At 71.5% G+C, this 21,798-nt stretch carries 20 protein-coding genes; 7 read left to right on the forward strand and 13 right to left on the reverse strand.

What is annotated here, in order from left to right:
- Positions 1–108 precede the first annotated feature (108 nt).
- The gene (locus tag I2501_RS08515; protein WP_196193253.1) at positions 109–1,020 is read left to right on the forward strand and encodes a LysR family transcriptional regulator; all 912 of its coding nucleotides are present in this window, start codon (positions 109–111) and stop codon (positions 1,018–1,020) included.
- A 129-nt stretch (positions 1,021–1,149) separates the two neighbouring features.
- Here I2501_RS08515 and I2501_RS08520 read toward each other — a convergent pair whose 3' ends face one another.
- The 7 genes from I2501_RS08520 to I2501_RS08550 all read right to left on the reverse strand — a co-directional run bounded on the left by I2501_RS08520 (position 1,150) and on the right by I2501_RS08550 (position 8,327).
- Entirely contained in the window at positions 1,150–2,178 is a 1,029-nt protein-coding gene (locus tag I2501_RS08520) for a TauD/TfdA family dioxygenase (RefSeq protein WP_196193254.1), read from the reverse strand.
- A gap of 124 nt (positions 2,179–2,302) precedes the next feature.
- Entirely contained in the window at positions 2,303–3,397 is a 1,095-nt protein-coding gene (locus I2501_RS08525) for an amino acid kinase family protein (protein WP_196193255.1), read from the reverse strand.
- Entirely contained in the window at positions 3,394–4,476 is a 1,083-nt protein-coding gene (locus I2501_RS08530) for an aspartate-semialdehyde dehydrogenase (protein WP_196193256.1), read from the reverse strand. The genes I2501_RS08525 and I2501_RS08530 overlap by 4 nt, the downstream gene beginning before the upstream one ends.
- Complete coding sequence (locus tag I2501_RS08535; RefSeq protein WP_236046028.1) at positions 4,473–5,483, reverse strand: DMT family transporter; 1,011 nt, start codon at positions 5,481–5,483, stop codon at positions 4,473–4,475. The genes I2501_RS08530 and I2501_RS08535 overlap by 4 nt, the downstream gene beginning before the upstream one ends.
- Before the next feature lie 107 nt (positions 5,484–5,590).
- Entirely contained in the window at positions 5,591–6,553 is a 963-nt protein-coding gene (locus I2501_RS08540) for an amino acid ABC transporter substrate-binding protein (protein WP_196193257.1), read from the reverse strand.
- Positions 6,550–7,854 carry a methylaspartate mutase gene (locus I2501_RS08545; protein ID WP_196193258.1) on the reverse strand — a complete coding sequence of 435 codons (1,305 nt, stop codon included), beginning with the start codon at positions 7,852–7,854 and terminating at the stop codon, positions 6,550–6,552. The genes I2501_RS08540 and I2501_RS08545 overlap by 4 nt, the downstream gene beginning before the upstream one ends.
- Positions 7,851–8,327 (reverse strand): cobalamin B12-binding domain-containing protein, encoded by a 477-nt coding sequence (locus tag I2501_RS08550; RefSeq protein WP_196193259.1) that lies wholly within the window; start codon positions 8,325–8,327, stop codon positions 7,851–7,853. Before I2501_RS08550 ends, I2501_RS08545 begins: the two co-directional genes overlap by 4 nt.
- A 281-nt stretch (positions 8,328–8,608) precedes the next feature.
- On the opposite strand from I2501_RS08550, the gene I2501_RS08555 reads away from it, so the two are divergent.
- Positions 8,609–10,330, forward strand: coding sequence for a DUF885 domain-containing protein (locus I2501_RS08555; RefSeq protein ID WP_196193627.1), 1,722 nt, complete (start codon positions 8,609–8,611; stop codon positions 10,328–10,330).
- A gap of 19 nt (positions 10,331–10,349) precedes the next feature.
- On the opposite strand, the gene I2501_RS08560 is transcribed toward I2501_RS08555, so the two are convergent.
- Both I2501_RS08560 and I2501_RS08565 read right to left on the reverse strand, forming a co-directional pair.
- Positions 10,350–11,003, reverse strand: coding sequence for a transglycosylase SLT domain-containing protein (locus I2501_RS08560; protein WP_196193260.1), 654 nt, complete (start codon positions 11,001–11,003; stop codon positions 10,350–10,352).
- A 437-nt stretch (positions 11,004–11,440) separates the two neighbouring features.
- Positions 11,441–12,481, reverse strand: a complete 1,041-nt coding sequence (locus I2501_RS08565; protein WP_196193261.1) for an Lrp/AsnC family transcriptional regulator — start codon at positions 12,479–12,481, stop codon at positions 11,441–11,443.
- Positions 12,482–12,593: 112 nt separating this feature from the next.
- Here I2501_RS08565 and I2501_RS08570 point away from each other — a divergent pair, with 112 nt between their 5' ends.
- Positions 12,594–13,418, forward strand: coding sequence for an inositol monophosphatase family protein (locus I2501_RS08570; protein ID WP_328806274.1), 825 nt, complete (start codon positions 12,594–12,596; stop codon positions 13,416–13,418).
- Here the strand turns inward: I2501_RS08570 and I2501_RS08575 are convergent.
- Positions 13,411–14,715, reverse strand: a complete 1,305-nt coding sequence (locus I2501_RS08575) for an MFS transporter (protein WP_196193263.1) — start codon at positions 14,713–14,715, stop codon at positions 13,411–13,413. The two genes, I2501_RS08570 and I2501_RS08575, sit on opposite strands and share 8 nt — an antisense overlap.
- Positions 14,716–15,039: 324 nt before the next feature.
- Here I2501_RS08575 and I2501_RS08580 point away from each other — a divergent pair, with 324 nt between their 5' ends.
- Complete coding sequence (locus I2501_RS08580) at positions 15,040–16,464, forward strand: lipase maturation factor family protein (RefSeq protein WP_408022714.1); 1,425 nt, start codon at positions 15,040–15,042, stop codon at positions 16,462–16,464.
- 59 nt (positions 16,465–16,523) lie between these two features.
- Here the strand turns inward: I2501_RS08580 and I2501_RS08585 are convergent, their stop codons facing one another.
- Complete coding sequence (locus I2501_RS08585; protein ID WP_196193264.1) at positions 16,524–17,357, reverse strand: MerR family transcriptional regulator; 834 nt, start codon at positions 17,355–17,357, stop codon at positions 16,524–16,526.
- A gap of 141 nt (positions 17,358–17,498) precedes the next feature.
- Between I2501_RS08585 and I2501_RS08590 the strand changes: the two genes are divergently transcribed.
- Both I2501_RS08590 and I2501_RS08595 read left to right on the forward strand, forming a co-directional pair.
- Positions 17,499–18,170 (forward strand): sortase, encoded by a 672-nt coding sequence (locus tag I2501_RS08590; protein ID WP_196193265.1) that lies wholly within the window; start codon positions 17,499–17,501, stop codon positions 18,168–18,170.
- 148 nt (positions 18,171–18,318) lie between these two features.
- Complete coding sequence (locus I2501_RS08595; protein ID WP_196193266.1) at positions 18,319–20,064, forward strand: carbohydrate binding domain-containing protein; 1,746 nt, start codon at positions 18,319–18,321, stop codon at positions 20,062–20,064.
- Positions 20,065–20,090: 26 nt separating this feature from the next.
- On the opposite strand, the gene I2501_RS08600 is transcribed toward I2501_RS08595, so the two are convergent.
- A complete protein-coding gene (locus I2501_RS08600; RefSeq protein WP_196193267.1) occupies positions 20,091–20,615 on the reverse strand; it encodes a hypothetical protein in 525 nt (174 codons plus the stop codon).
- A 235-nt stretch (positions 20,616–20,850) separates the two neighbouring features.
- On the opposite strand from I2501_RS08600, the gene I2501_RS08605 reads away from it, so the two are divergent.
- Positions 20,851–21,195, forward strand: coding sequence for a chaplin (locus tag I2501_RS08605; RefSeq protein WP_196193268.1), 345 nt, complete (start codon positions 20,851–20,853; stop codon positions 21,193–21,195).
- Positions 21,196–21,344: 149 nt separating this feature from the next.
- Here the strand turns inward: I2501_RS08605 and I2501_RS08610 are convergent, their stop codons facing one another.
- On the reverse strand, positions 21,345–21,587 hold the full coding sequence (locus I2501_RS08610; protein WP_196193269.1) for a chaplin: 243 nt from the start codon (positions 21,585–21,587) through the stop codon (positions 21,345–21,347).
- Positions 21,588–21,798 lie beyond the last annotated feature (211 nt).

The raw sequence follows: 21,798 nt of genomic DNA on the forward strand, positions 1-21,798 counted from the left end.
CCGCGTGCGGGGCCTGACCGGTGAGCAGTGCAACCGTGCCGCATGACTTGCGCGTCAGCACCGGCTTAGCCTGCGGACGACCGCACGACAGGTGCTCGAGAGGTGATCATGGAGCTTCGTCATCTGGTGACATTCCACAAAGTGGCTACGGTGCTGAGTTTCACCCGCGCGGCAGCGGAGCTGAACTACGCACAGTCGAGCGTCACTGCCCAGATCAGAAGCCTGGAGACAGAACTCCAGACGGAGCTCTTCGAGCGCCTGGGCAGCAAGATCCAACTGACCGGCGCCGGCCAGCGGCTGCTGCCCTACGCCGGGCAGATCATCGCGCTGATCGACGAGGCGCAGGCCGAGGCCAAGGGCAGTACGGAACCGTCGGGAACGCTGGCCATCGGCACGATGGAGAGCATCACCTCCTACCGTCTGCCCCCGCTGCTGGAGCTGTTCCACCACCGCTACCCCCGCGTCCAGCTGCGGCTGCGGCCCAGTCTGTGCGCCGAGACGTACCAAGCGCTCCGTCAGGGAGTGTTCGACGTGGGCTTCCTGATGGACACCCGGACCGAGTACGAGGGTCTCAACACGGTGGTGCTGGCGGCCGAGCCGATGGCCCTGGTCGCCGCGCCCACGCACCCGCTCGCCTCCGCCCAGGAGGTGACCGTGGCGGACCTGAACCAGGCCCAGGTGCTGGCCACCGAGGTGGGCTGCGCGTACCGGGAAGCCTTTGAGACCGAGCTCACCAAGGGTTCGGGAGAACCCCAGCAGTTCCTGGAGTTCGGCACGATCGAGGCGATCAAGCGGGGTGTGACGGCCGGTCTCGGCATCAGTCTGCTGCCGCGGATCACCGTCGAGGACGAGCTCTCCCAGGGCACGCTGCGACAGGTGGCGTGGGAGCCGCCGTTCGAGCTCTTCACCCAACTGGCCTGGCGCCATGGCCGACGGCTGCCGCGCGAGCTCCAACTCTTCATCGACCAGACGCTCACCCTGATCCAGGAGGAGCAGTCCGCCCAGGCCGAAACGGCCTGAGCCGGCCTGAACCGGCCCGCCGGACACAGCACGCGCACCACAACTCGCACCACAACTCGCGCACGACCTCGAAGGGGGGAGCGTCACCATCCGGTGACGCTCCCCCCTCGGGGTGTGTGTGGTGCTTCGTCAGTTGTGCACGCGGCGGCCCGCGACGGCGCGGTAGCGGATCGTCCACTGGCTGCGGCGCACGTAGGAGCGCTGCAGCCAGCGGTCCTGCCCGTCGTAGCGGGCCTGGAACTGCGAGCGGGCGTGAACGCCCTTGCGGTTGTTGATCAGCAGCGCGTCACCGGGGCGCAGGAAGACCTCGTGCGCGACCTCGCGGCACGCCTCGCGCATCCGATCCAGCGCCGCCTGGGCCGACGTGGTCATCGGCACCACGCCGTTGGCCGAGGAGGCGATCTCCGGGAACTCCTCCGGGCCGCTGATCAGCGGGACCGGGTCGGACAGCACGTCCTCGCCGGCCGCGAAGTTGCGCACGTAACTGCCGGGCGCGTTGAGCCGGAACTGCGGGCTGCGCAGGATCTCGGCGGTCCGCTCGTCCACCGCGCGGATGATGTCGCGGGCGTCCGCGTAGTGGGTGGCCGCGATGCCGTCGTGGTCCGCCCGGACGCAGTGGAGCACCAGGAAGTCCGGGTTGCTGACGTCGTAGCGGCCGATCTCGTCGTAGACGATGTCGTTGTGGAAGTTGAGGAAGGTCGACGACCCCATGTTGGTCTGGGTCGTCTCACCGCCGGACACCGGTATCACGTCGTGGACCAGCTGGCCGTCCTTCTCGGTGGTGAAGCCGACCGGCTCCCCGAGCATTCCGGTCAGGCCCAGCAGCACGCCCTCGGAGACGAAGGTCTTCTTCAGGCGGCTCGGCCCGCCGTCGACCGGGGTCGGCGGCAGCTCGGGGTCGACCGGCAGGTTGCGGACGTAGCCGACGCCGGCCGTGTCGGAGTGCCGCCCGAAGTCCAGGATCTGCTGCAGCTGCTCGGTGGGGAGCTGCGAGAAGATCTGGCGGTAGCGGGCAGTCGACCAGTCCGGGTCGAGGCTCGGATCGGACTCGGCCACCAGCAGGGCGCCGATGGCGTCGCGCACCGCGTTGTCCAGCGTGATCCGGGCGAGGGTGGCGGGGGCGTCGGTCCGGGCGGGGGCGGTGTCGAGCATGGTCATACTCCTGACTCCTTGTCAGATATCGCTTTGTCGGATGTCTCTGCTGTCGGGCGTCTCTGCGGTCGGACGTCTTCTGTCTTCGGGGTGTCCGGAGGAGGCGCGGCCCGGACGCGGCGGCGCTCGGTCAGACGGCGACCAGGGTCGGCGCCGCCTGCGCCGGGGCGGGCAGGGCGTCGTGCAGGCTCTGGGCGAGCCGCTCCGCGGCGTCGACGTCCGGGGCGACGTGAGTGATCGGGTGGGCGCCGTGGACCTCGGTGACCGGGATCCCCCTGACCTGCCCGTCCGGAAGCCGGTTGCGGCGCTGGAACTCCGCCAGGTCCAGGTAGCCGCCGATGACGGCGACCTGGGCCCCGGTGGCGAGCCGCACCGAGTCGACCCCCTCCGCGTGGAAGACGCTGTGCACGTGGTCGGCCTCGGCGTCTGACGCGTACTCCAGCACCAGCGACCGGTCGTTGAGCACCACGGCCGACTCCCCCGCGCCCACCGCACCGATGACGGTGCCGGTGGTGAACGGCGCCCGGTTCAGCCGACAGACGATGGAGATGCCGTGCCGCCTGGCGAGTTGGATCGAGCGGCGGTGCAGCACCTTGGCGCCGTAGAGCGACATCATGGCGGCGGCGTCGTAGGAGACCGAGCGCATCAGCCGGGTGCCCTCGACCCGGTTCGGGTCGCTGCTGTAGATGCCGTCCACGTCGGAGTGGATCTCGCAGCGGTCCGCGCCCACGGCGGCGGCCAGCGCCACCGCGGACAGGTCGGAGCTGTTCTTCCCGAGCCAGGTCGGCCGCCCCAGGTCGTCCGCGGCCTGGCCGCCGGGGACGATCACCACCTCGTACTCGCCGAGTGCCCTGGCCATCGGCTCGGGGTCGATGTCGTCGATCCGGGCCCACATGGCGGTCCGGTCGGTGGTGACGCCGATCTGGTGCCCCGCCATGACCGTGACCTTTCGGCCCAGCCGGTGCAGCGCGGCGGCCAGCAGGTGGGCGCCGACCGTGTCCGCCAGCGTCAGCAGGCCGGCCACGCGGTCGTCGGCCGGGTGCGGGTCGACCTCCCGCAGCCGCTCGCGGAACTGCTCGGTCTCCCCCGGCATCGCGCTCACCACGACGACCATGGGGCGCTGCTCCTGGTCCAGCCGCAGGCCGAGGGCCTGCGCGAGCTGTCCGTACGCCTCCGGGGTGCGGAAGCTGGAGCCGCCGAACTTGAGGACGGACGCGGTGGTCACCTGGCCTCCTCAGCTTGTGGTGTGCCCTCGGCCTGCAGGGTCCCCTTGAGCAGCAGGGCCTCCGCGATCTGGATCGCGTTGAGCGCGGCGCCGATGCGCAGGTTGTCGGCGACCAGCCAGAGCCAGAATCCCCTCGGGTTGTGCGGGGAGACGCGGACCCGGCCCACGTGCACGTGGTCGGGCTGGTCCACGGCGGTGCGGGGGGTGGGGAAGGCGCCGACGACCTCGCGGTCGTGGACGGTGACCTCGGACTGCTCCGCCAGCAGGTCGACCAGCTCCTGGCGGTCCACCGGGTTGTGGCACTCGATCCAGGCGGCCTCGGAGTGGCAGTTGACGACGGGGACGCGCACGCAGGTGGTGGTCACGTCGAGGTGCGGAATCCCGAGGATCTTGCGGGACTCCTGGAGCATCTTCAGCTCCTCGAAGGTGAAGCCGTCCTCCAGCATGCGGTCGATGCTGGGGATGACGTTGAAGGCCAGCGTGGGGCTGAATTCCTCCGTCGGGTTCTCGGCCGCGGGGTCCTCCAGCGTGATCGCGGACGCCTTCTGGAGCTCGGTGACGCCCGAGTGGCCACGGCCGGAGGCGGCCTGATAGGTGCTCACCACCGCCTGGCGGATGCCCCAGCGGTCCTCGATCGGCCGGAGCAGGCGGACCAGCGGAATGGTGGAGCAGTTGGGGTTGGCGATGATGCCGCTGGCCGGACGCTGGTCGAGCTCGTGGCTGTTGACCTGGGGGACGACCAGGGGCGTGTCCGGGTCCATCCGGAAGGCGCTGGTGTTGTCGATGACCAGGGCTCCCTGGGCCACCGCCTTCGGCACCCACTGCTCGCTGACGGAGCCGCCGGCGGAGAAGAAGGCGATGTCGGTCTCGGAGAAGTCGAAGTCCTCCAGGGCGTGGACGCGGTGGCTGCGTCCGTCCACGGTGAGCTCCCGCCCGGCGGAGCGGGCCGAGGCGACCAGGTTGATGTCGCGGTAGCGGAAGCCGCGCTCCTCGATCAGCTGGATCAGGGTGTTGCCCACGGCGCCGGTGGCGCCGACCAGGGCTATGCGGGGGGCGTCGGTGTCGGTCACGAGGGTCATCGGGTCTCTCCCTGGAGCGCGGCGGACGGGGTGGCGGCCGGGGTCGCGGTGGCGGGCTTCGCGGCCGTGGCGGGCGTGGCGGCGGAGTCGGCCGACGCGGCTGCCTTGCGGCCGAGGCTCCAGCCGAGGTTGTTGCCGAGGCTGGCCACGACGATCAGCGGGATGCCCAGCGCCTGAAGGATGCTGACGTGGTGTCCGTAGACCGACCAGTCGAAGAACATGGCCACGGCGGGGTAGATGAAGGCCAGCACGGCGATCTTGGCCGTGGGCAGCTTCTGGTAGGACGAGTACATCAGGATGTACATCACGCAGGTGTGGAGCAGACCCAGGCCCGCCAGCCAGCCCCAAGCGCCGGCGCTGAAGTGGGCGGCCTCGCTGAGGTGGGTGAAGGGCAGCAGCAGCGGGATGCCGACGACGACCTGGACCAGCGCGATGAGGTGCGGACGGATGCCCTTGAGCTGCTTGGCGATGACGGTGGCGAAGGCGTAGAAGAGGGCGGCCAGCAGGGCCTCACCGAGGCCGAAGAGGTAGCTGCCGTGCCCGCTCCCGGTGAAGTCGGAGACCGAGACCCCGGCCACCAGCACCAGGCCGATGAAGGCGACGACCAGCCAGCCGAGCTTGGTCTTGGTGAGCCTGTCCCGGAACAGCACGGCGCCGAGCAGCATCACGTAGAACGGCTGGGTGTGGTAGACGACGGTCGCCACCGAGATGGAGGTGTTCCCGTAGGCCGAGAACAGGAACGCCCAGTTGAAGACGATGAACACGCCGCCGAGCGCGGCCAGCCCCAGCTTCTTCGGGGTGAAGCCCGTGTCCTTGAAGAAGCCCCGGACCAGGCAGTAGAGCCCCAGCGCGATGGCCCCGAAGACGCAGCGGAAGAAGACGACGTTGAACGCGGAGGCGCCGGACTGGACGACGAAGACGCCGATGCTGCCGGAGATGACCATCGCGAGCGTGAGCTCGAGCGATCCCCTCGTCTCACTGGAGGCGGACCCTAGTGATTTGAACATGACATACCTTCCCTTGTGCGGTGCCTGGGGGTGATTGGGTTGCGGAGGTGATTGGGTGGCGGAGGTGATTGGTGATGGAACGTCAGAGGGTGGAGCTGGACCGGGTCTCAGCCGAACGGGATCGGGTAGTGCAGCCCGCCGTCGGTCCACAGGGCGTTCAGTCCTCGGGGCACGTCGAGACCCGACGCCGGCCCGAGGTTGCGGGCGTAGATGTCGCCGTAGGTGCCGACCGCGTCCAGCACGGCGAACGCCCATCCGGACATCAGGCCCAGCGCGGCGCCGCGGCTGTCGGCGGCCTGGGCGACTGCCGCGAGTGCCTGCTCCCGGCCGCCCTCGGGGGCCTCGGCCGCCGCGTGCTCGGCCGCCGTCAGGAACTGGAGCACCCACCGGCAGGCCCGGAACCAGGCCGGGTCGTCGTCGCGGACCGCCATCGCCATGGGCTCACGGGAGATGGTGTCCGCCAGGATCAGATGTGCCTCCGGGTCCGGCAGCGAGGCACGGATGCCCGCCAGCGCGACCCGGTCCAGCACGTAGGCGCTGCACTCGCCCGAGACGAACGCGGCCAGGGTCGCCGCAGGCGTCGGACAGGCGACCGGTTCGACCGCGAGTCCTCGGCTGCCGAACCAGGCGGCCAGGTTGGCGGCGCTGGTCGTGCCCGCCTGCACCGCGAGCCGCCGGCCCGCGAGCTGCTCGGCACCGGTGATCCCGTCGGCCGCGCGGACCAGGAAGCCCTCGCCGTCGTAGCAGGTGACGCCGGTGAACAGCACCGGCGCGGTCGCCTCGCGGCCCAGCGTCCAGGTCAAGTTGCAGGTGACCAGGTCCGCCTCGCCGGAGACCAGCCGGTCGAGCCGGTCGGCGGGATCGGTCGGCAGCCACTCCACCGCGTCCGCCCGTCCGGTCACCGCCGCGGCCACGGCTCGGGCGATGTCGACGTCCAGGCCGCTCCAGGAGCCGTCGGGTCCCTGCTGGGACAGGCCGGCGATGCCCTGGCTGACGACGACTCTCAGGGCGCCGTTCGCCCGCACCCGGTCGAAGGTGGCGGCCGGTGCCGCGATCGTCTGCGTGCTCATCCGATCCTCCTCGTCCCGCTGCCGACCAACTGTTCGAGGTCAAAGCGGCGTTCGTTGTAGCCCAACATGGAGACCAGACCGCGGGCGGTCACCCGCGGACGCCCGGCGTCGCCGTCCGACGCGGGCACGGCCACCGGCACGGGCACCGGCATCAGTCCGGACTGCGACCAGCGCAGTCGTCCGTACGGGTCCAGCTCGGCGCGGGCCCGGTTGGCGTTGTCGCGGTGCAGGCAGTACGGCACGTCCAGGTGGCCCCGGGCGAAGGCCCCGACCAGGGCGGCGCCGACGGTGTCACCGAAGCCGAGCGTGGTGCGGATCAGCATCTCCGCCTCCTCCAGGATCCCGGTGTCCCGGAACCCTCCGGCTGCGGCCTCGACCTGCTCCGCGGTGACCGAGTCCGCCACGGCGCCGGCGAACTCCAGGGCGTCGACGTTCTCCGGGATCGTCGGGATCCGGTACGCCTCCGCCGAGGTCTTCACGATCAGCCGCTCGGTGCCGCTCAGCACCGCCAGCCGCGCGCTCTCCTCGAGGATCCGCAGCGCGCCGATCGGCGTGCGCGGGAACACCCCCATGTAGGTGTAGAGCACGACGTGCCAGTCGGTGTCGCCCAACCACTGGGTGGCCAGCGTGCGGAGAGCTGCCAGGGCCTCCAAGTCCTGTTCCTGGTTGGTCTGCTGGGCGTAGCTCAGGGAGATGTCGGTCAGGCCGTGCTCGCGGAAGAAGAGTCCCTCCAGCACGCTCAGCGCCACCAGCAGGCTGGGCGGGCAGAGTTGGCCGAGCATGCAGCCGCCGAAGCTCTCCAGGTGCACCGGCTCGTCGAGCCCGGCCAGCAACTGGCAGCAGCTCGCCCACGCCGACACCGCCTGTGACAGCGGCACCCGGCTGTAGGGCAGGCAGTACGAGACCGGACCGCCCTCGGTGGCGTCCATCCCGGCCTCGGCCAGCGCCTCGAACAGCTCGTAGGGCTCGGCCGAGCCGTGTCGCGCCTGCACCGGGAAGTCGGGACCGGTGAGGTCCGCCAGCATGGCCCGGGTGGTGTCCACCCCGTGGGCCACGACGGGGAACCCGTTCAGGTCCGCCCCGTTGCCGGAGGCCAGCGCACGGCGGGCCGAGTCGTGGTCGTTGACGCGGGTGTAGCTGTCCACAGTGATCGTCCCGACCGAAGTCGCCCGCGCTCCGCGAACCGCGGCCAGGCCCTCCTTCATCCGGGCGACCTCGCCGAAGCCCATCCGCGGCTGGACGACCAGCCGGCCCTCGGCAGCGGCGCCGTGCACCATGCGGGAGAAGCGTCCCCTGGTCATGCCGCCACCTCGGCAAGCGTCCGGCGCGGTTCGAGAATGCGCACGAACCGCTCGAACTCGTCGAGCCCGGCCTCGGACTCGAACACCCCGTCATATCCCGCGGAGACGAGCTGCTCCTGGAATGCGACGTTGTCGTGGCCGCGAATTCCCAGCTTTCCGCCGATGACCACGCGCAGGTCCGCGAGGTCGGATTCCGCGCGCAACTTCTGTATCAGCCGGAGCCCGTCGATGTGGCCGTGGCCGTTCACCGTGCTGACCACCAGCGCGTCAGGTTTGACGCGTCGGCACTCCTCGGCGATCACGTCGTCCGGCACGCAGGCGCCGAGGTTGACCACCTCGTGCCCCTGCTCCTCCAGCACGAGTTGCAAGAAGACGAGGTTCCACATGTGGGCGTCGGAGGAGACGCTCGAGACAATGAATTTCTTCGGACGGACAAGAGGTTCGGAGTAATGGGTGCTCTGCAGCGTCGTCATATCGCATCCAGGTGCGGTCGGTGGATTTGATACCTCGAAGCTACGGCCCGGCGAGCGGGTCGGTCCACGAGCTGCTACGGGTAACCACCGATGGGCCCGATCGCCCGGACCGATGACGCCGTGCGGCGACGAAGTCGCAGGCGGGGGAAGGTCCTGATCGGCTGACGGGACGGCCACGGCCGGGCGAGGATGCTGGCATGCCCGACGAGACGACCGAGCCGCACAAGCTGAACGAGCTGACCGAGCTGAACGGGGTGCCCCAGGTGAACGAGGTGACGCGGATGTCGGAGGCGGCCACGCCCCGCCAAATCGCCGACGACTACGTGGAGCGGATGGCCGCGCAGGACCCCTCCGTCACCACGTGGTTGGGGCTGGATCCCAAGGACGAGCGGCTGCCGGACTTCTCCCCCGAGGGGTCCGCGGCGGAGGCCCGGCTGGCCCGCGAGACCCTGGCACGGCTGAACGCCTTCCCGGAGAGCGGGGACCCGGCGGAGCAGGCCTGCGCCCGGCTGCTGCGGGAGCGGCTCGGGTCGACGCTGGAGCGGCACGAGGCGGGCGAGCACTACCGCTCGGTGGCGAACCTGCACACGCCGATGCACGCGTTGCAGAGTCTCTTCGGCATGATGCCGACCGCCACCGAGGAGGACTGGGTCCCGCTGCTCGCGCGGCTGCGCAAGATGCCCGAGGCGGTGGCGGGTTACCGGACCACCCTGGCCGAGGGCGTCGCCCGCAGGCTGTTCGCCGCACCACGGCAGGCGGAGGTGCTGGCCACGCAGCTGGACGCCTGGACCGGCGCGAGCAGCGGGCAGGGCGGCAGCGGCCGAGGGAACGCCAACGGCAACGGAATCGGCGGCTGGCTCGCGCAGTTGGTCGCGCCCGCGCCGGAGCGGTTCCGGGACGAGGCGGACGCGGCGGCGGCGAAGGCGGGCGAGGCCGTCTCCGGGCTGAGCGACTGGCTGCGCGAGAGCTACGCGCCCGCCGCGGCCGGGACGCCGGACGGGGTCGGGCGCGAGCGCTACCTGCTCTGCGCCCGTGCGTTCCTCGGCGCGACGCTGGACCCGGAGCAGACGTACGCGTGGGGCTGGGAGGAGTTCCACCGCGTCTGGGCGGAGCTGCGCGCGGAGGCGGAGCGGGTGCTGCCCGGTGCGGACGTGGAGCAGGCGCGGGCCCACCTGAACGAGCACGGGCACATGGTGCAGGGCGCCGAGGCGATGCGGGCCTGGCTCCAGGGGATCACCGAGGAGGCCATCGAGGCGCTCGACGGCACGCACTTCGACCTGTCCGGACCGCTACGGCAGGTGGAGACCCGTATCGCCCCGGCGGGCACCGCCGCCGCGCCCTACTACAGCGGCCCGAGCCTCGACTTCAGCCGCCCGGGACGGACCCACCTGCCGCTTGCCAACGGTGACGCCGAGGGCCGGTTCCGCACCTGGCGGCTCGTCAGCACCTGGTACCACGAGGGCGTTCCGGGACACCACCTGCAGCTCGCCTCCTGGGTCATGGCGGCGGACCAGCTGTCGCGCTACCAGGTCACCCTGGGCAAGATCAGTGCCAACGTGGAGGGTTGGGCCCTCTACGCGGAGCGGCTGATGGACGAGCTCGGCTTCCTGACCGACCCGGGACGCCGACTCGGCTACCTGGGCAAGCAGATGATGCGCATCGTTCGCGTGATCGTCGACATCGGCATGCACCTGCGCCTCGCCATCCCCGCCGACTCGCCGTTCCACCCGGGCGAGCGGTGGACGCCGGAGCTGGCCACCGCGTTCATGTCCGACTACGTCGGCCTGCCGCCCGCCGCCCGGGACAGCGAGATCGTCCGCTACCTGGGCCGTCCGGGCCAGGCCATCGGCTACAAGCTGGGCGAACGCGCCTGGCTGGCCGGACGGGACGCGGCCCGGCGCCGACTGGGCGCGGAGTTCGACCTCAAGGCGTGGCACATGAAGGCGCTGCGGCAGGGCTCGTTCGGGCTCGACGACCTGGTGGAGAACCTGGCCGGGCTCTGAGCGGCCTGTGACCCGACTGTCAGTAGCCGGCCTTGGTGTAGGCGATGGTGGTGAAGGAGCCGTAGCGGTCGTTGGCGTAGCGGACGCCGGCGATGATCGAGTCGACCGGGTTGAGGATGTCCTTGTGGCCGGGCAGGGACCACTCGGCGAAGGTCGGCTTGATGGTCTGGAGCAGGCCGTAGGTGCCGCCGTAGAGGGCCTGGTTCCCGTCCCAGTGGTTCTGCGCGTCCGGGTTGCCGGAGGACTCGGTCATGGCCCGGGCGTAGATGGCGGACGCCGGGGGGACCTGGTCGCCGTGGGAGCGGAGGACGTCCTGCGCCTCGGCGATCCAGCCGTTGAGGTTGTTCGGGTAGGTCTTCTTGGCGGGCGCGGCCGGCTTCGCGGGGGCGGGCTTGGCGTCCTTCTTCGGGGCGGCCTTCGCGTCGGTCTTCGTGTCCGGCTTGGCGTCGGCCTTGGCGCCGGTCTTCGCGCCGGTCTTCGCGTCCGGCTTGGCATCGGTCTTGGCGCCGGCCTTCGCGTCGGCCTTCGCGGAGGCGGAGGCGGACGGGGCCGGGCTCGAGTGGTCGGCGGCGAGGGCCGGGACGAAGTTCGTCACGACGACCATCCCGGCAACTGCCGAGGCCATGATCAGGTCGGCGGTCAGACGGGCGGGCGTACGGGTGGCGAGACGCATGTCACTCCTGGAAACACGGGCAGCACTCAACACCTGCCGGGCAGGGCAGGGCGGTACCGCACTGGGAACTGGGTCTGGCGGTTGTCTCGACACACCTGGCGCACACACCGCGCCTCAGGCTTTGCTGTCGAGCAGTTCAGGGACGTTGCGGGACTTCTCGCCCGGGCGCACTCCGCAAGGGGATTCGCGCCTTAGGCGGTCGTGGCTTCGACGACATCGACCGCACTCGTTCCTGAACGTCCTCCACGTTCACACGACGTCCACGGCCCGGGCAAGGAAGTTCGGCCCCAAGTGGTTCAGACCACAACAACTCGGACAATCCACTTGGGTATTCGGAGACGCCCCCGAACCCGGCCGGATCGGCTCTGTTGAGCCGCGAGCGGCCTCCCCGGACCGGTCTCGCGGACCCGCCGGACGGCACCGTCCGGTGAGGCGCGTCACTGCCCTCGCGACGGGGTCGGCGACGTGGCGCGCGCCACAGAACGCGCGGAATACGCCGGGCGCGCGGTGAGCCGGTTCACACCGGGGCGCTTGACCACCTCGCCGACGATCACGGTCTCGGCGGAGTCGACGCCGAGCGCGCCGAGATCGCGGGTGACGAAGGCGTAGAGCTCCGCCAGGTCACGGAACCAGACCGCCACCGTGAGGTTCGCCTCCCCCGTGGTCGCCAGCGCGCCGTGGACGGCCGGATGCGCGGCCAGGGCGCGGCCGACCGTGTCCAGACGGCCGGGAGCGACCCGCATCATCACGTTGGCGTCGATCTCCAGCCCGAGCCGCCGCGCGTCCACCACGACGTGGGTGCGCAGCCCTCCGGACGCGGCGAGTCGAGCCAGTCGGCGGCGGACGGTGGACTCCGGCAGCCCGGTCCGCGCGGCAACGGCAGCGGCGGGCAGGCGGGCGTCCTCGTCCAGGCAGCCGATCAGCGCCGTGTCGGTGGCATCGAGCGTCTCGGCGGCCGGGGGCTCGGCGGCCGGCGGCGTCAGGGTCATGCGTTCCGCCTCGCTCAGGACGTCGAGACGCCAGTCGGCCGCCTCGCTGAAGACGTGCAGCACCGTGGCGGCCGTGACCGACGTCACCGCCTGCGTCAGCGGGAGTTGGCGAAAGAGGAGGCTGTCCCGGGCGCCGGGGCGGGTCAGGCTGATGGCGCTGATCTCGTCGCCGGAGGCGGAGAGGTCGACGAAGGGGATGTCCTCCCGGGCCGCCAGCGCGGCGGTGATGGTGTCGAGCTTGCCGCGCAGCACGCGGATCCGCAGCAGCGTGGCCCCGACGGCGGCCGGACGCGGCGGCAGCACGACCACCCGCACCGTGCCGTCCGCCGTCAGCGCGCGCCAGCGGCGCTGGACCGTGCGGACGCCGAGCCCCAGCACCTCCGCCGCACGCTCGGCGGCGAGCCGACCGTCGCACTGCAACGCGGCGACGAGTCGCTGATCGCGCAGGTCAAGGGCCGTGGTGTCGGGATCAGCAACATCTACTGCCATGAGCGCCAGTTTCGCTCATCAGTGCTCCCGGCAGCGGCTCCGACCCGCCCCCGCTCCCCAGGATGGGGACCAGCGACGACCTCTCCCCTCTCCCCAACGATCGGAGCCACCCGTGACCGCGACCACCACCCCGCAGTCCGCCCTGCTCCCCGGCCTGGCCGACGCCGCGCAGGAGGTCGGTGCGCTGCTGCTGCGCACACCGCGTCCGCCCATCGCCGCCGACCCGGACGCACTCCGCCGGGCCTTCGAGGCCGTGGAGGAACCGGCTGTCGAGCTGCTGCGCCGACGCCTCGACGACCTGCTGCCCGGCACCCCCTGGGCGGACGAGATGGACACCGAACTGCCCGAACGCGGCGCGATCTGGGTGGTCGACGCGGTCGACGGCGCGGTGCAATTGCTCCAGGACCTGCCGCAGTTCTGCGTCTCGCTGACCCTGGTCAGGGACCGGGAGCCGGTGGCCACCGCGCTGCACGCGCCCGTGCTGGGCGAGACCTACATGGCCGCGCGCGGCGCGGGGGCGACGCGCAACGGAACGGCGATCCGTCCTTCCGCCAAGGCGGAGTTGGCGGCGTGCGTCGTCGCTTCCAGCCATCCGCCCCTCCTCTGCGCGTCACAGCCGGGGTTGGCCACGGCGATCGGTGCGGCGCTGGCCGCCGTGCTGTCCGAGGTCCTCGCGGTGCGCAACCTCGGGCCGACTGCCTGGCAGGTGGCGGACACGGCCGCCGGACGACTGGACGCCTTCTGGCAGTTGGGCCGCGACGACGCCAACCTGCTCGGCGGCGCACTGCTCGCCCGCGAGGCGGGCGCGCTGGTCACCGACGCGCTCGGCGCGCCGTGGCGGGCGGGCGCGAACGGCATCCTGGTCGCACCGCCCGCCTTGCACGCCCGCCTGCTGGAGCTGCTGCGTGACAGGTCAGCTATGCGGCAGGTCAGCTGAGGTCGGCTGACATTGCGTCGAGCTGACGGTCAGTCATCCCCCGCTCCTGTGTGGGACGAGCCGCCGACCGCCGGGCCCCGATGAGGGTCGACACGGCGCAAGCCGCGCACGCGAGCAGCGGGACCAGCGCCGCCACGGCGAAGACGGCACGCGGGCCGTCCTGGCCGATCACCATGCCTGCCGCGCTCGTGCCGAGGGCGACACCAAGGTTGAAGGCGGTGTTGATCCAGGCGCTGCTCTCGGCCGTGTCGACCAGTAGATAGGCGGTGATCAGCGTCGCGTCGGTGACCGCGCCGGCGGCCAGCAGCGTCGGCGCGGCCGAGGCCGGGGCGAACCAGAGCAGCGGGAGCAGGTACACCACGCCACCGACCGCTCCCAGCACGGCCATTCGGGTGCGCGGCGAACGACGCCAGGTAAGGCGGCCGTAGACCAGGCCGCCCAGCACGCCACCGACGGAGAAGCCCGCCAGCAGCGGCCCGGCCACGGACGCGCCCCAGCCGGCCACGGCCGCCAACTCGGCCATCGACCCGGCCGCGCCGACCGCCGCGACCGCGCCGAGCAGCACCAGGAACCCGCCGGACCGGAGCGGCGAGCGGCGCTTCGCTCCGCTGCTCCTCGCCTCCGTGCGCGCGGCGTCCGACGGTGTCGGCAACGCGGGCGGCGTCGGCGCGGGCGCGGCCGTGCGGGCCAGGACCGGGGCCAGGGAGCTGAAGCCGAGCACGACGATCGCGGCGACGACGGCCAGCGCCACACCCGGCGAGGTCACCGCGATCAACGCGCCACCGAGCAGCGGGCCGACGGAGAAGACCGTCGACTCGGCGACGGCGTCCAGGCTCAGTGCGGCCTGCCGCTGAGCCTCGCCGTCGGCGAGGGCGCCCCAACGGGCCCGCAGCAGCGGGCCGACCGGGGGCGGCAGGATCCCGGCGACGACGGCGAGCACGGGCGCGGCGGCCTCCGTCACCGGCCCGCGAGCGCCGCCCGCCGCCAGCAGGGCGAGCGCGGCGATCAGCGCGAGGACGACGGCGAACGCCACGGCCAGCAGCCGCAGAGTGGCGGGCCTGCGCTCGGCCAGCCGGGCCCGCCAGGGGCCGAGCACGGCGCTGAGCAGCCCGTAGACGCCGACGGAGGTTCCGGCGGCCCCGAAGGAGCCGACGGCCTCACGCAGTGCGAGGAGCAGCGGAAGGGAGATGAGTCCGTAGGGAAGCCGGGCGAGTGCTCCGGCGAGCGCCAGGCCGCGGGCATGCGGCAGCGCAAGGACGGCACGGTACGACGCGCCGCCCTGGACAGGGCGTGACATGGAAGGTCTCCGGTGAGGCACTACGGGACAGGACGTCGGAGCGACGCGGCGTTGCCATGCGGCACGGCGCTCAATGGCGCACGGCATGGCGATGCGGCACGCGTCGCGCAGCGGCACGCGGCCGAGGACTGCGCGTCAAAGCGTCAGCGCGGTCGGCTCGCGGCGGCGAGGTCCTGTCAGTGCGGCCCGGAGAGATGCATGGCGCGAGCGTAGCGGCGTCGGACCGTCCGTGGCCACACCTTTGCCGACCGCACCTTTGCCGACCACACTTCTGCCGACAACGCCGCGAGCGCCCGCACCGGCGGACTGCGGCAGAGTGGTGTCATGCACGGTCTGCACGCGCTGGACTGGCTGAACGCCCCCGGGTACTGGCTGGGTCGGCTGCTGTTCCAGCGCGCGCTGGCCGGGGTGTACCTGGTCGGGTTCCTGGTCGCCGCACGGCAGGGCAAGGCGCTGATCGGCGAGCACGGGCTGCTGCCCGTGCCGCGCTTCCTGGCGCGCAGGACGTGGCGGGAGGCGCCGAGCCTGTTCCAGTTCGGCTACTCGGACCGGCGCTTCGCGGCCGTGTCCTGGGGCGGGGCCGCGCTTGCGGTCGCCGTCGCGGCCGGTGCGGCGGACGCCGTGCCGCTCTGGGCGGGGATGCTCTGCTGGGCCGTGCTCTGGTTGCTGTACCTGTCCATCGTCAACGTCGGGCAGACCTGGTACTCGTTCGGGTGGGAGTCTCTGCTGCTGGAGTCGGGCGCGCTGGCCGTCTTCCTCGGCAACGGGACCGTCGCGCCGCCGATCACCACGCTGCTGCTGATCCGCTGGATCCTGTTCCGGGTCGAGGTGGGCGCGGGACTGATCAAGCTGCGCGGGGACCGCTGCTGGCGCGAGCTGACCTGCCTCTACTACCACCACGAGACCCAGCCGATGCCGGGCCCGTTCAGCTGGTGGTTCCACCGGCTTCCGAAGCCGCTGCACCGGGTGGAGGCGGGCGCCAACCACGTGGTGCAACTGGGCGCGCCCGTCGCGCTGTTCCTGCCGCAGCCGGGCGCGACGGTCGCGGCGGGGCTGATCGTCACGACGCAGCTGTGGCTGGTGCTCTCCGGCAACTTCGCCTGGCTGAACTGGGTGACGATCACCCTCGCGCTGAGCGCGGTCAGCACCGGGGGCGACCGGGCCTACCCGGCCACGCCGACCTGGTTCGCCGTCCTCGTCCTCGCCTACGGCGCGCTGGTGCTGGTGCTCAGCTACCGCCCGGCCAGGAACCTCCTCTCCTCACGTCAGGTGATGAACCGCTCCTTCGACTCGCTCCACCTGGTCAACACCTACGGTGCCTTCGGCAGCGTCACCAGGCTGCGCCACGAGGTGGTGCTGGAGGGCAGCGCCGACGGGCACACCTGGCTGGCCTACGAGTTCAAGGGCAAGCCAGGGGATCCCCGGCGCAGACCCCGGCAGTTCGCGCCGTACCACCTGCGCCTGGACTGGCTGATGTGGTTCGCCGCGCTCAACCCGGGCTACGCCCGCCCCTGGCTCACTCCGCTGCTGCGCAAACTGCTGGACGGCGACCGGGAGACCCTGCGGCTGCTGCGCCGCGACGGCAACCCGTTCCCGGACATGCCCCCCGCGCACGTCCGAGCCACGCTCTACCGCTACCGCTTCACCACCCGTGCCGAGCGGCGGGCCACCGGGGCGTGGTGGCACCGCGAACTCGTCGGCGGGTACCACCGGTCGCTGTCCACGTTCCATTCGAGCACCTGGGACTGACAATCCACCACTGACTATCCAGCTCTGTGCAGGAAGCCAGGCCCGTGCCCGTCCGGGCCCTACGCGTCCGCCGCCACCAGCGGCCACTGGATCTCGGTGACCCACTGCTCCTGCGGGCCGCAGGAGTCCAGGTAGAGCTCGCGGCCGAGGACGTCGGCCCGGAGGCCGGAGGACTCGATCCAGCGAGCCAGGGACTGAATGGTCGTCAGCACCCGGTCCATGGACCCGCGGTGGACGATGGTCGCGGCCTCCGCGACCGGCGGCAGGTCGACGATCTCCACGCCCGGCACCGAGCCGGGCTCGGCGGAGACGGTGACGCCCGCGTGGACCACGACGGGGTCGCCCAGCTCCGTCCCTGACCGCTCGTACCAGGCCAGCTCCGGCCCGCTCGGCGCGACCCCGGCGGCCCGGAGCTGCTCGAAGAGGCGCTGGTAGAGGGGCTGGATGACGGGGCCGATGTGGCGGGGGTCGAAGCTCTCCGCAGTGTCGGTGAGCACGGCGACGCGGACGGCGGGGAGGGGCTTGACGACGACTTCACGGGTAGGCATGGTGCCCTCGCTCTCGATGGTTCGGAGCCTCGTCTCGACCTGGGCCAGGCGCGCGGTCGCGCTCGCGACCGTCTCGGCCAGCTCGGCCCGCCGCAGGCGCAGCATGCCGCGCAGCTCCTCGACGCCGACCGTCTCGTCGAGCACCTGGCCCACCTGCTGGAGGCTGAAGCCGAGGTCCTTGAGCGCGATGATCCGGTTGAGCCGGGCCAACTGGGCGGCGTCGTAGTAGCGGTAGCCGGTGTACGGGTCGACCCGGGCCGGGCGCAGCAGCCCGAGCGCGTCGTAGTGACGCAGCATCCGGACCGACACCTGACCGTAGGCGGCGAAGTCTCCGATGGTGAACATGACCCCTCCAGTCCAGAGCCTCCCACTGTGTCAGGGTCAAGCAGCGTCAGAGGCAAGCAGCGTCAGGTTCAAGCAGCGAACCGGGCGGCAGGCGGGCGCGCCTGGGGCGTTGCGGTGCTTTCGTACGGTCTGATGGGATTCATGCCCACCACACGCGTCTCCGGCATGTGGTCCGGCCTGCGCTTCGTCCTCGCCCTGCTGGGCGAACTGCTCCTGACCGGCGGCGCGGTGGTCGGGCTCTTCGCCGCCTGGCTGTCCTTCGGACAGAGCCCGCAGCCCACGGCCGAGCAGCGGCAGACCGTCCGTGCGATCCAGCACGCGTTCCGCGCCGGAACGGCGGTGCCGCCGGGCGTGGTGGCGCTGATCCGGATCCCGGCGTTGGGTGCGGGCTGGCAGTACCCGGTCTACGAGGGCACCGGGACCACGGCGTTGAGCCGGGGCCTGGCCCACTACACCGGGACCGCGGGGCCCGGTGGGCGGGGCAACTTCGCGGTGGCCGGGCACCGTTCGTCCGGCAGCGGGTTCGAGCCGCTGGCCGACCTGCCGGACAGCGTCCGGGTCGGCGACCCGATCGTGGTGGAGACGGCTGCCGCCCAGTACGTGTACCGGATCACCGGCACCGAGCAGACCGGCCCGTCCGACGTCGCCGTGCTGCGTCCGGACCAGGGACGCCACGCGGATCCGGCGCCCGGCCTGGTCACCGTCACCACCTGCACGCCGCGCTACGGCTCCTCGGGTCGGTTCGTCGTCTTCGGCACGCTGGTCTCGACCACGAAGGCGCCGGTGGGTCAGGGCGTCGCGTCCAGGGCATGAGGGCCCTCGCAGCCGTAACTGTTAAGACTCTTGACAGTTATTTGGTCTAGTCCAATCATTGTCAGCGTCCGGTCACCTGCCCCGGCCGCTCCGACACGACGACGGCCGACGGCCTTCCTGCACCGCTCCACCCCCACGGGAGTCCTGCATGAGATCCGTACGTTCCGTGCTCACCGCCGCGCTGCTCGGCGCCGGCCTGGCCGTTGTGGGCGCCCCCACGGCACACGCGGCCAACACACCGCTGCCCGCCCACGTCTTCTCGCCCTACTTCGAGGCGTACAGCGGCGACAACCCCGCGACCCTGTCCTCGGAGTCCGGCGCCAAGTACCTGTCCATGGCGTTCGTCCAGGCCCCCTCGGCGGGCTCCTGCACCGTCGACTGGAACGGCGACACCAGCCAGCCGATCAGCTCGTCGACCTTCGGCAGCGCCATCTCCACCATCCAGGCGAACGGCGGCGACGTCGTCCCGTCCTTCGGCGGCTACAGCGCCGACCACGGCGGCACCGAGATCGCCGACAGCTGCACCAACGTCAACTCCATCGCCGCCGCGTACGAGAGCGTCGTCACCACCTACGGCGTCACCCGGATCGACCTCGACACCGAGGACAACTCGCTGACCAACAGCGCCGGTATCGACCGCCGCAACAAGGCCATCGCCCAGGTCGAGTCCTGGGCCGCCGCCAACGGCCGTACGGTCCAGTTCTCGTACACCCTGCCGACGACGACCAGCGGCCTCGACTCCAGCGGCCTCGCGGTGCTGCAGAACGCGGTCCAGAACAACGCGCGGATCGACGTCGTCAACATCATGACCTTCGATTACTACGACGGCGCGACGCACGAGATGGGCACCGACGCCGAGCACGCGGCGACCGGGCTGGAGGGCCAACTCGCCACCCTCTACCCGTCCAAGACCGCCGCGCAGCTCTGGGGGATGGTCGGCATCACCATGATGCCCGGCATCGACGACTACGGCGCGGCCGAGACCACCACCGTCGCCGACGCGAGCAACGTCGAGAGCTGGGCCACCGGCAAGGGCCTGGCCGAGCTCTCCTTCTGGGCGCTGGAGCGCGACAACGGCGGCTGCCCCGGCACCGGGGGCTCCGACACCTGCTCCGGGATCACCCAGAACACCTGGGACTTCAGCCACGCCATGGAGCCCTTCACCAGCGGCAGCGGCGGCCAGACCACGAACGACTTCTCACTCGCCGTCAGCCCCGGCTCGGCCTCGGTCCAACAGGGCGCCTCGGCGACCGCGACGGTCAGCACGGCGGTCACCTCCGGCAGCGCGCAGAGCGTCAGCCTGAGCGCGAGCGGTGCGCCGTCCGGGGTCTCGGTCGCGTTCAGCCCGACGTCGGTGACGGCAGGCGGCAGCAGCACGCTGACGGCCACGGTCGGATCCTCGGTAGCGGCGGGCAGCTACCCGATCACGGTCACCGGGACGGCCGCCTCGGGCAGCCACTCGGCGACGTACACGCTGACGGTCACCGGCACCAGCGGTGGCGGCGGTGGCAGTGGCAGCCTCAGCAACGGCGGGTTCGAGAGCGGCAGCCTGAGCCCGTGGACCTGCCAGTCCGGCAGCAAGGTGGTGACCTCGCCCACGCACAGCGGCTCCTACGCCCTGCAGGTCACGCCGACCTCGTCGGCCACCGGCGAGTGCGACCAGACGGTGACGCTGAAGCCCAACACCAGCTACACCCTGTCCGGTTGGGTCCAGGGCAACTACGCCTACGTCGGCGTGAGCGGTGGGGCCAGCGGGTCGACCTGGTCCAGCAACAGCGGCTGGAACCAGCTGACCGTGCCGTTCACCACCGGCTCCAGCGGGACGGTCACCGTCTACGTCCACGGCTGGTACGCCCAGGGCAACGTCTACGCCGACGACTTCTCGCTGTCGTAGCCGGGCCGGACGTACGGCGGGGGTGGTCAGCTCGCCAGGACGGGAACGTCCAGGCGGATCATCCCCGCCACACCGAACTGCAGCATGACGGTCACCTTCGAGCCGGCCTTGGGCGCGTCCCCGGCCGGCAGGGTGATCTTCGGGCCGTCGGCCGCGCCGAACTGCGCGGTCCCGTTGTAGCCCTCGATCAGCACCCCGGCCACGGACAGCGGGTTGGCCGACGAACCCGTGATGTTCGCCACGTGCGGACCCACCGAGGCCACCGCCAGGTGCTCGGTCACCGGACCGGCGTTGGTCACGGTCATCTCCACCTGGGCCCCGCCCGCTGCGGCGAGGTGGACCGCGGCCTTGGCGATCTGCAGGTCGACGTTGCGACCCTGCAGCGACAGGTCCGTCCCGTCCGCACTGGTCCGGACGGACGACTGCGCGGCCCCCGGAGCCTCCCGCTGCACGCCGCTCCCGGCGCACCCGGACAGGGCCAGCGCTGCGGAGACGGCGACGGCAGCCGCGACGGCGGGAACCCGGACGGCAGGGGCGAGACGGAGGCGCATGTCTGCATTATCGCCGCCCCGCCGACATGCCTCGGCACCCGGGTGCCGCTCACCTCGCGCCCACCCACCGCTCACTCGGCGCCCACTCGGCGCTCACCCGGGCGGGCGACTTGACGTCGCGCCGTCGGCCCGGTCCGCTCATCACAACGCAGAGTGTTGCTGTGAACACGACGGGCGACACCGTCGGGCGGCGACGCCTCCCGCACGGACGCCCCCGACACAGCAAGGAGCAACCATGCGGAAGTCCTCCCGGCTGGCTGCAATCGGAACGATCGCGGCGGGCCTGATCCTCGCCGGGGCCGGTGCGGCCAGCGCGGACGCGACCGCGAACGGCATCGCCGCCAACTCCCCCGGCTTCCTGTCCGGCAACCTGATCCAGATCCCGGTGCACATTCCGATCAACGTGTGCGGGAACTCGATCAACGTGGTCGGTGCGGCGAACCCGGCGTACGGCAACTACTGCGCCAACGGCGGCGACGAGCACGCCGGCGACCACGGCGTCTGGATGCACCACATGTGGTGGCACCATGACGACGACGCCACCGGCTGGAACCACGACCACGACGGGGACTGCGATTGAGCAGAGCCCGGAGAGTCGCACGACACACGGTGACGCGCTCTGACGCGCCGTCACCTTCGATAATACGCAGCGGCCCTGCTCCCGAGCATGGAGCAGGGCCGCCGCGTGTCCGCGTGACGGATCAGTCAGTGATCAGTCGGCGTGGCTGGTCAGCCGACGTTCGCGGAGTGGTTGCCGAACGCCGGGTTCAGCAGGCCGATCACGTTGATCGAGTTGCCGGTCACGTTGGCCGGGATGTGCACCGGGAGCTGCACGTTGTTGCCGCTGATCGCGCCCGGCGAGTTGGTCGCGTCGCCGCAGGCGTGCGAGCTGGCGAAGGCCGCGCCGGCACCCGCAGCAACGACACCGACAGCAGCGGAGGCCACGAGGGCGCCCTTGAGAACGTTCGTCATGATTCTTCTTTCCTCACCGGATTGAAACACGCACCGGATTGATCACGATGGACACCCGCCACGGGCCCGACGTCCGGGTCGCAGCAGGTACCCGGCCCAACGAGACCTCTGCCGTCCCGTCACCGGGCTCCCCGGACAATCACCCGGAAGTTGGATTACACCGAACATGCCTCCATTCGGGTGGCATTGCCGCGGGCCCATGTCCTCGACC

Source organism: Streptacidiphilus fuscans (genome assembly GCF_015690355.1).
Lineage (GTDB): Bacteria > Actinomycetota > Actinomycetes > Streptomycetales > Streptomycetaceae > Streptacidiphilus > Streptacidiphilus fuscans.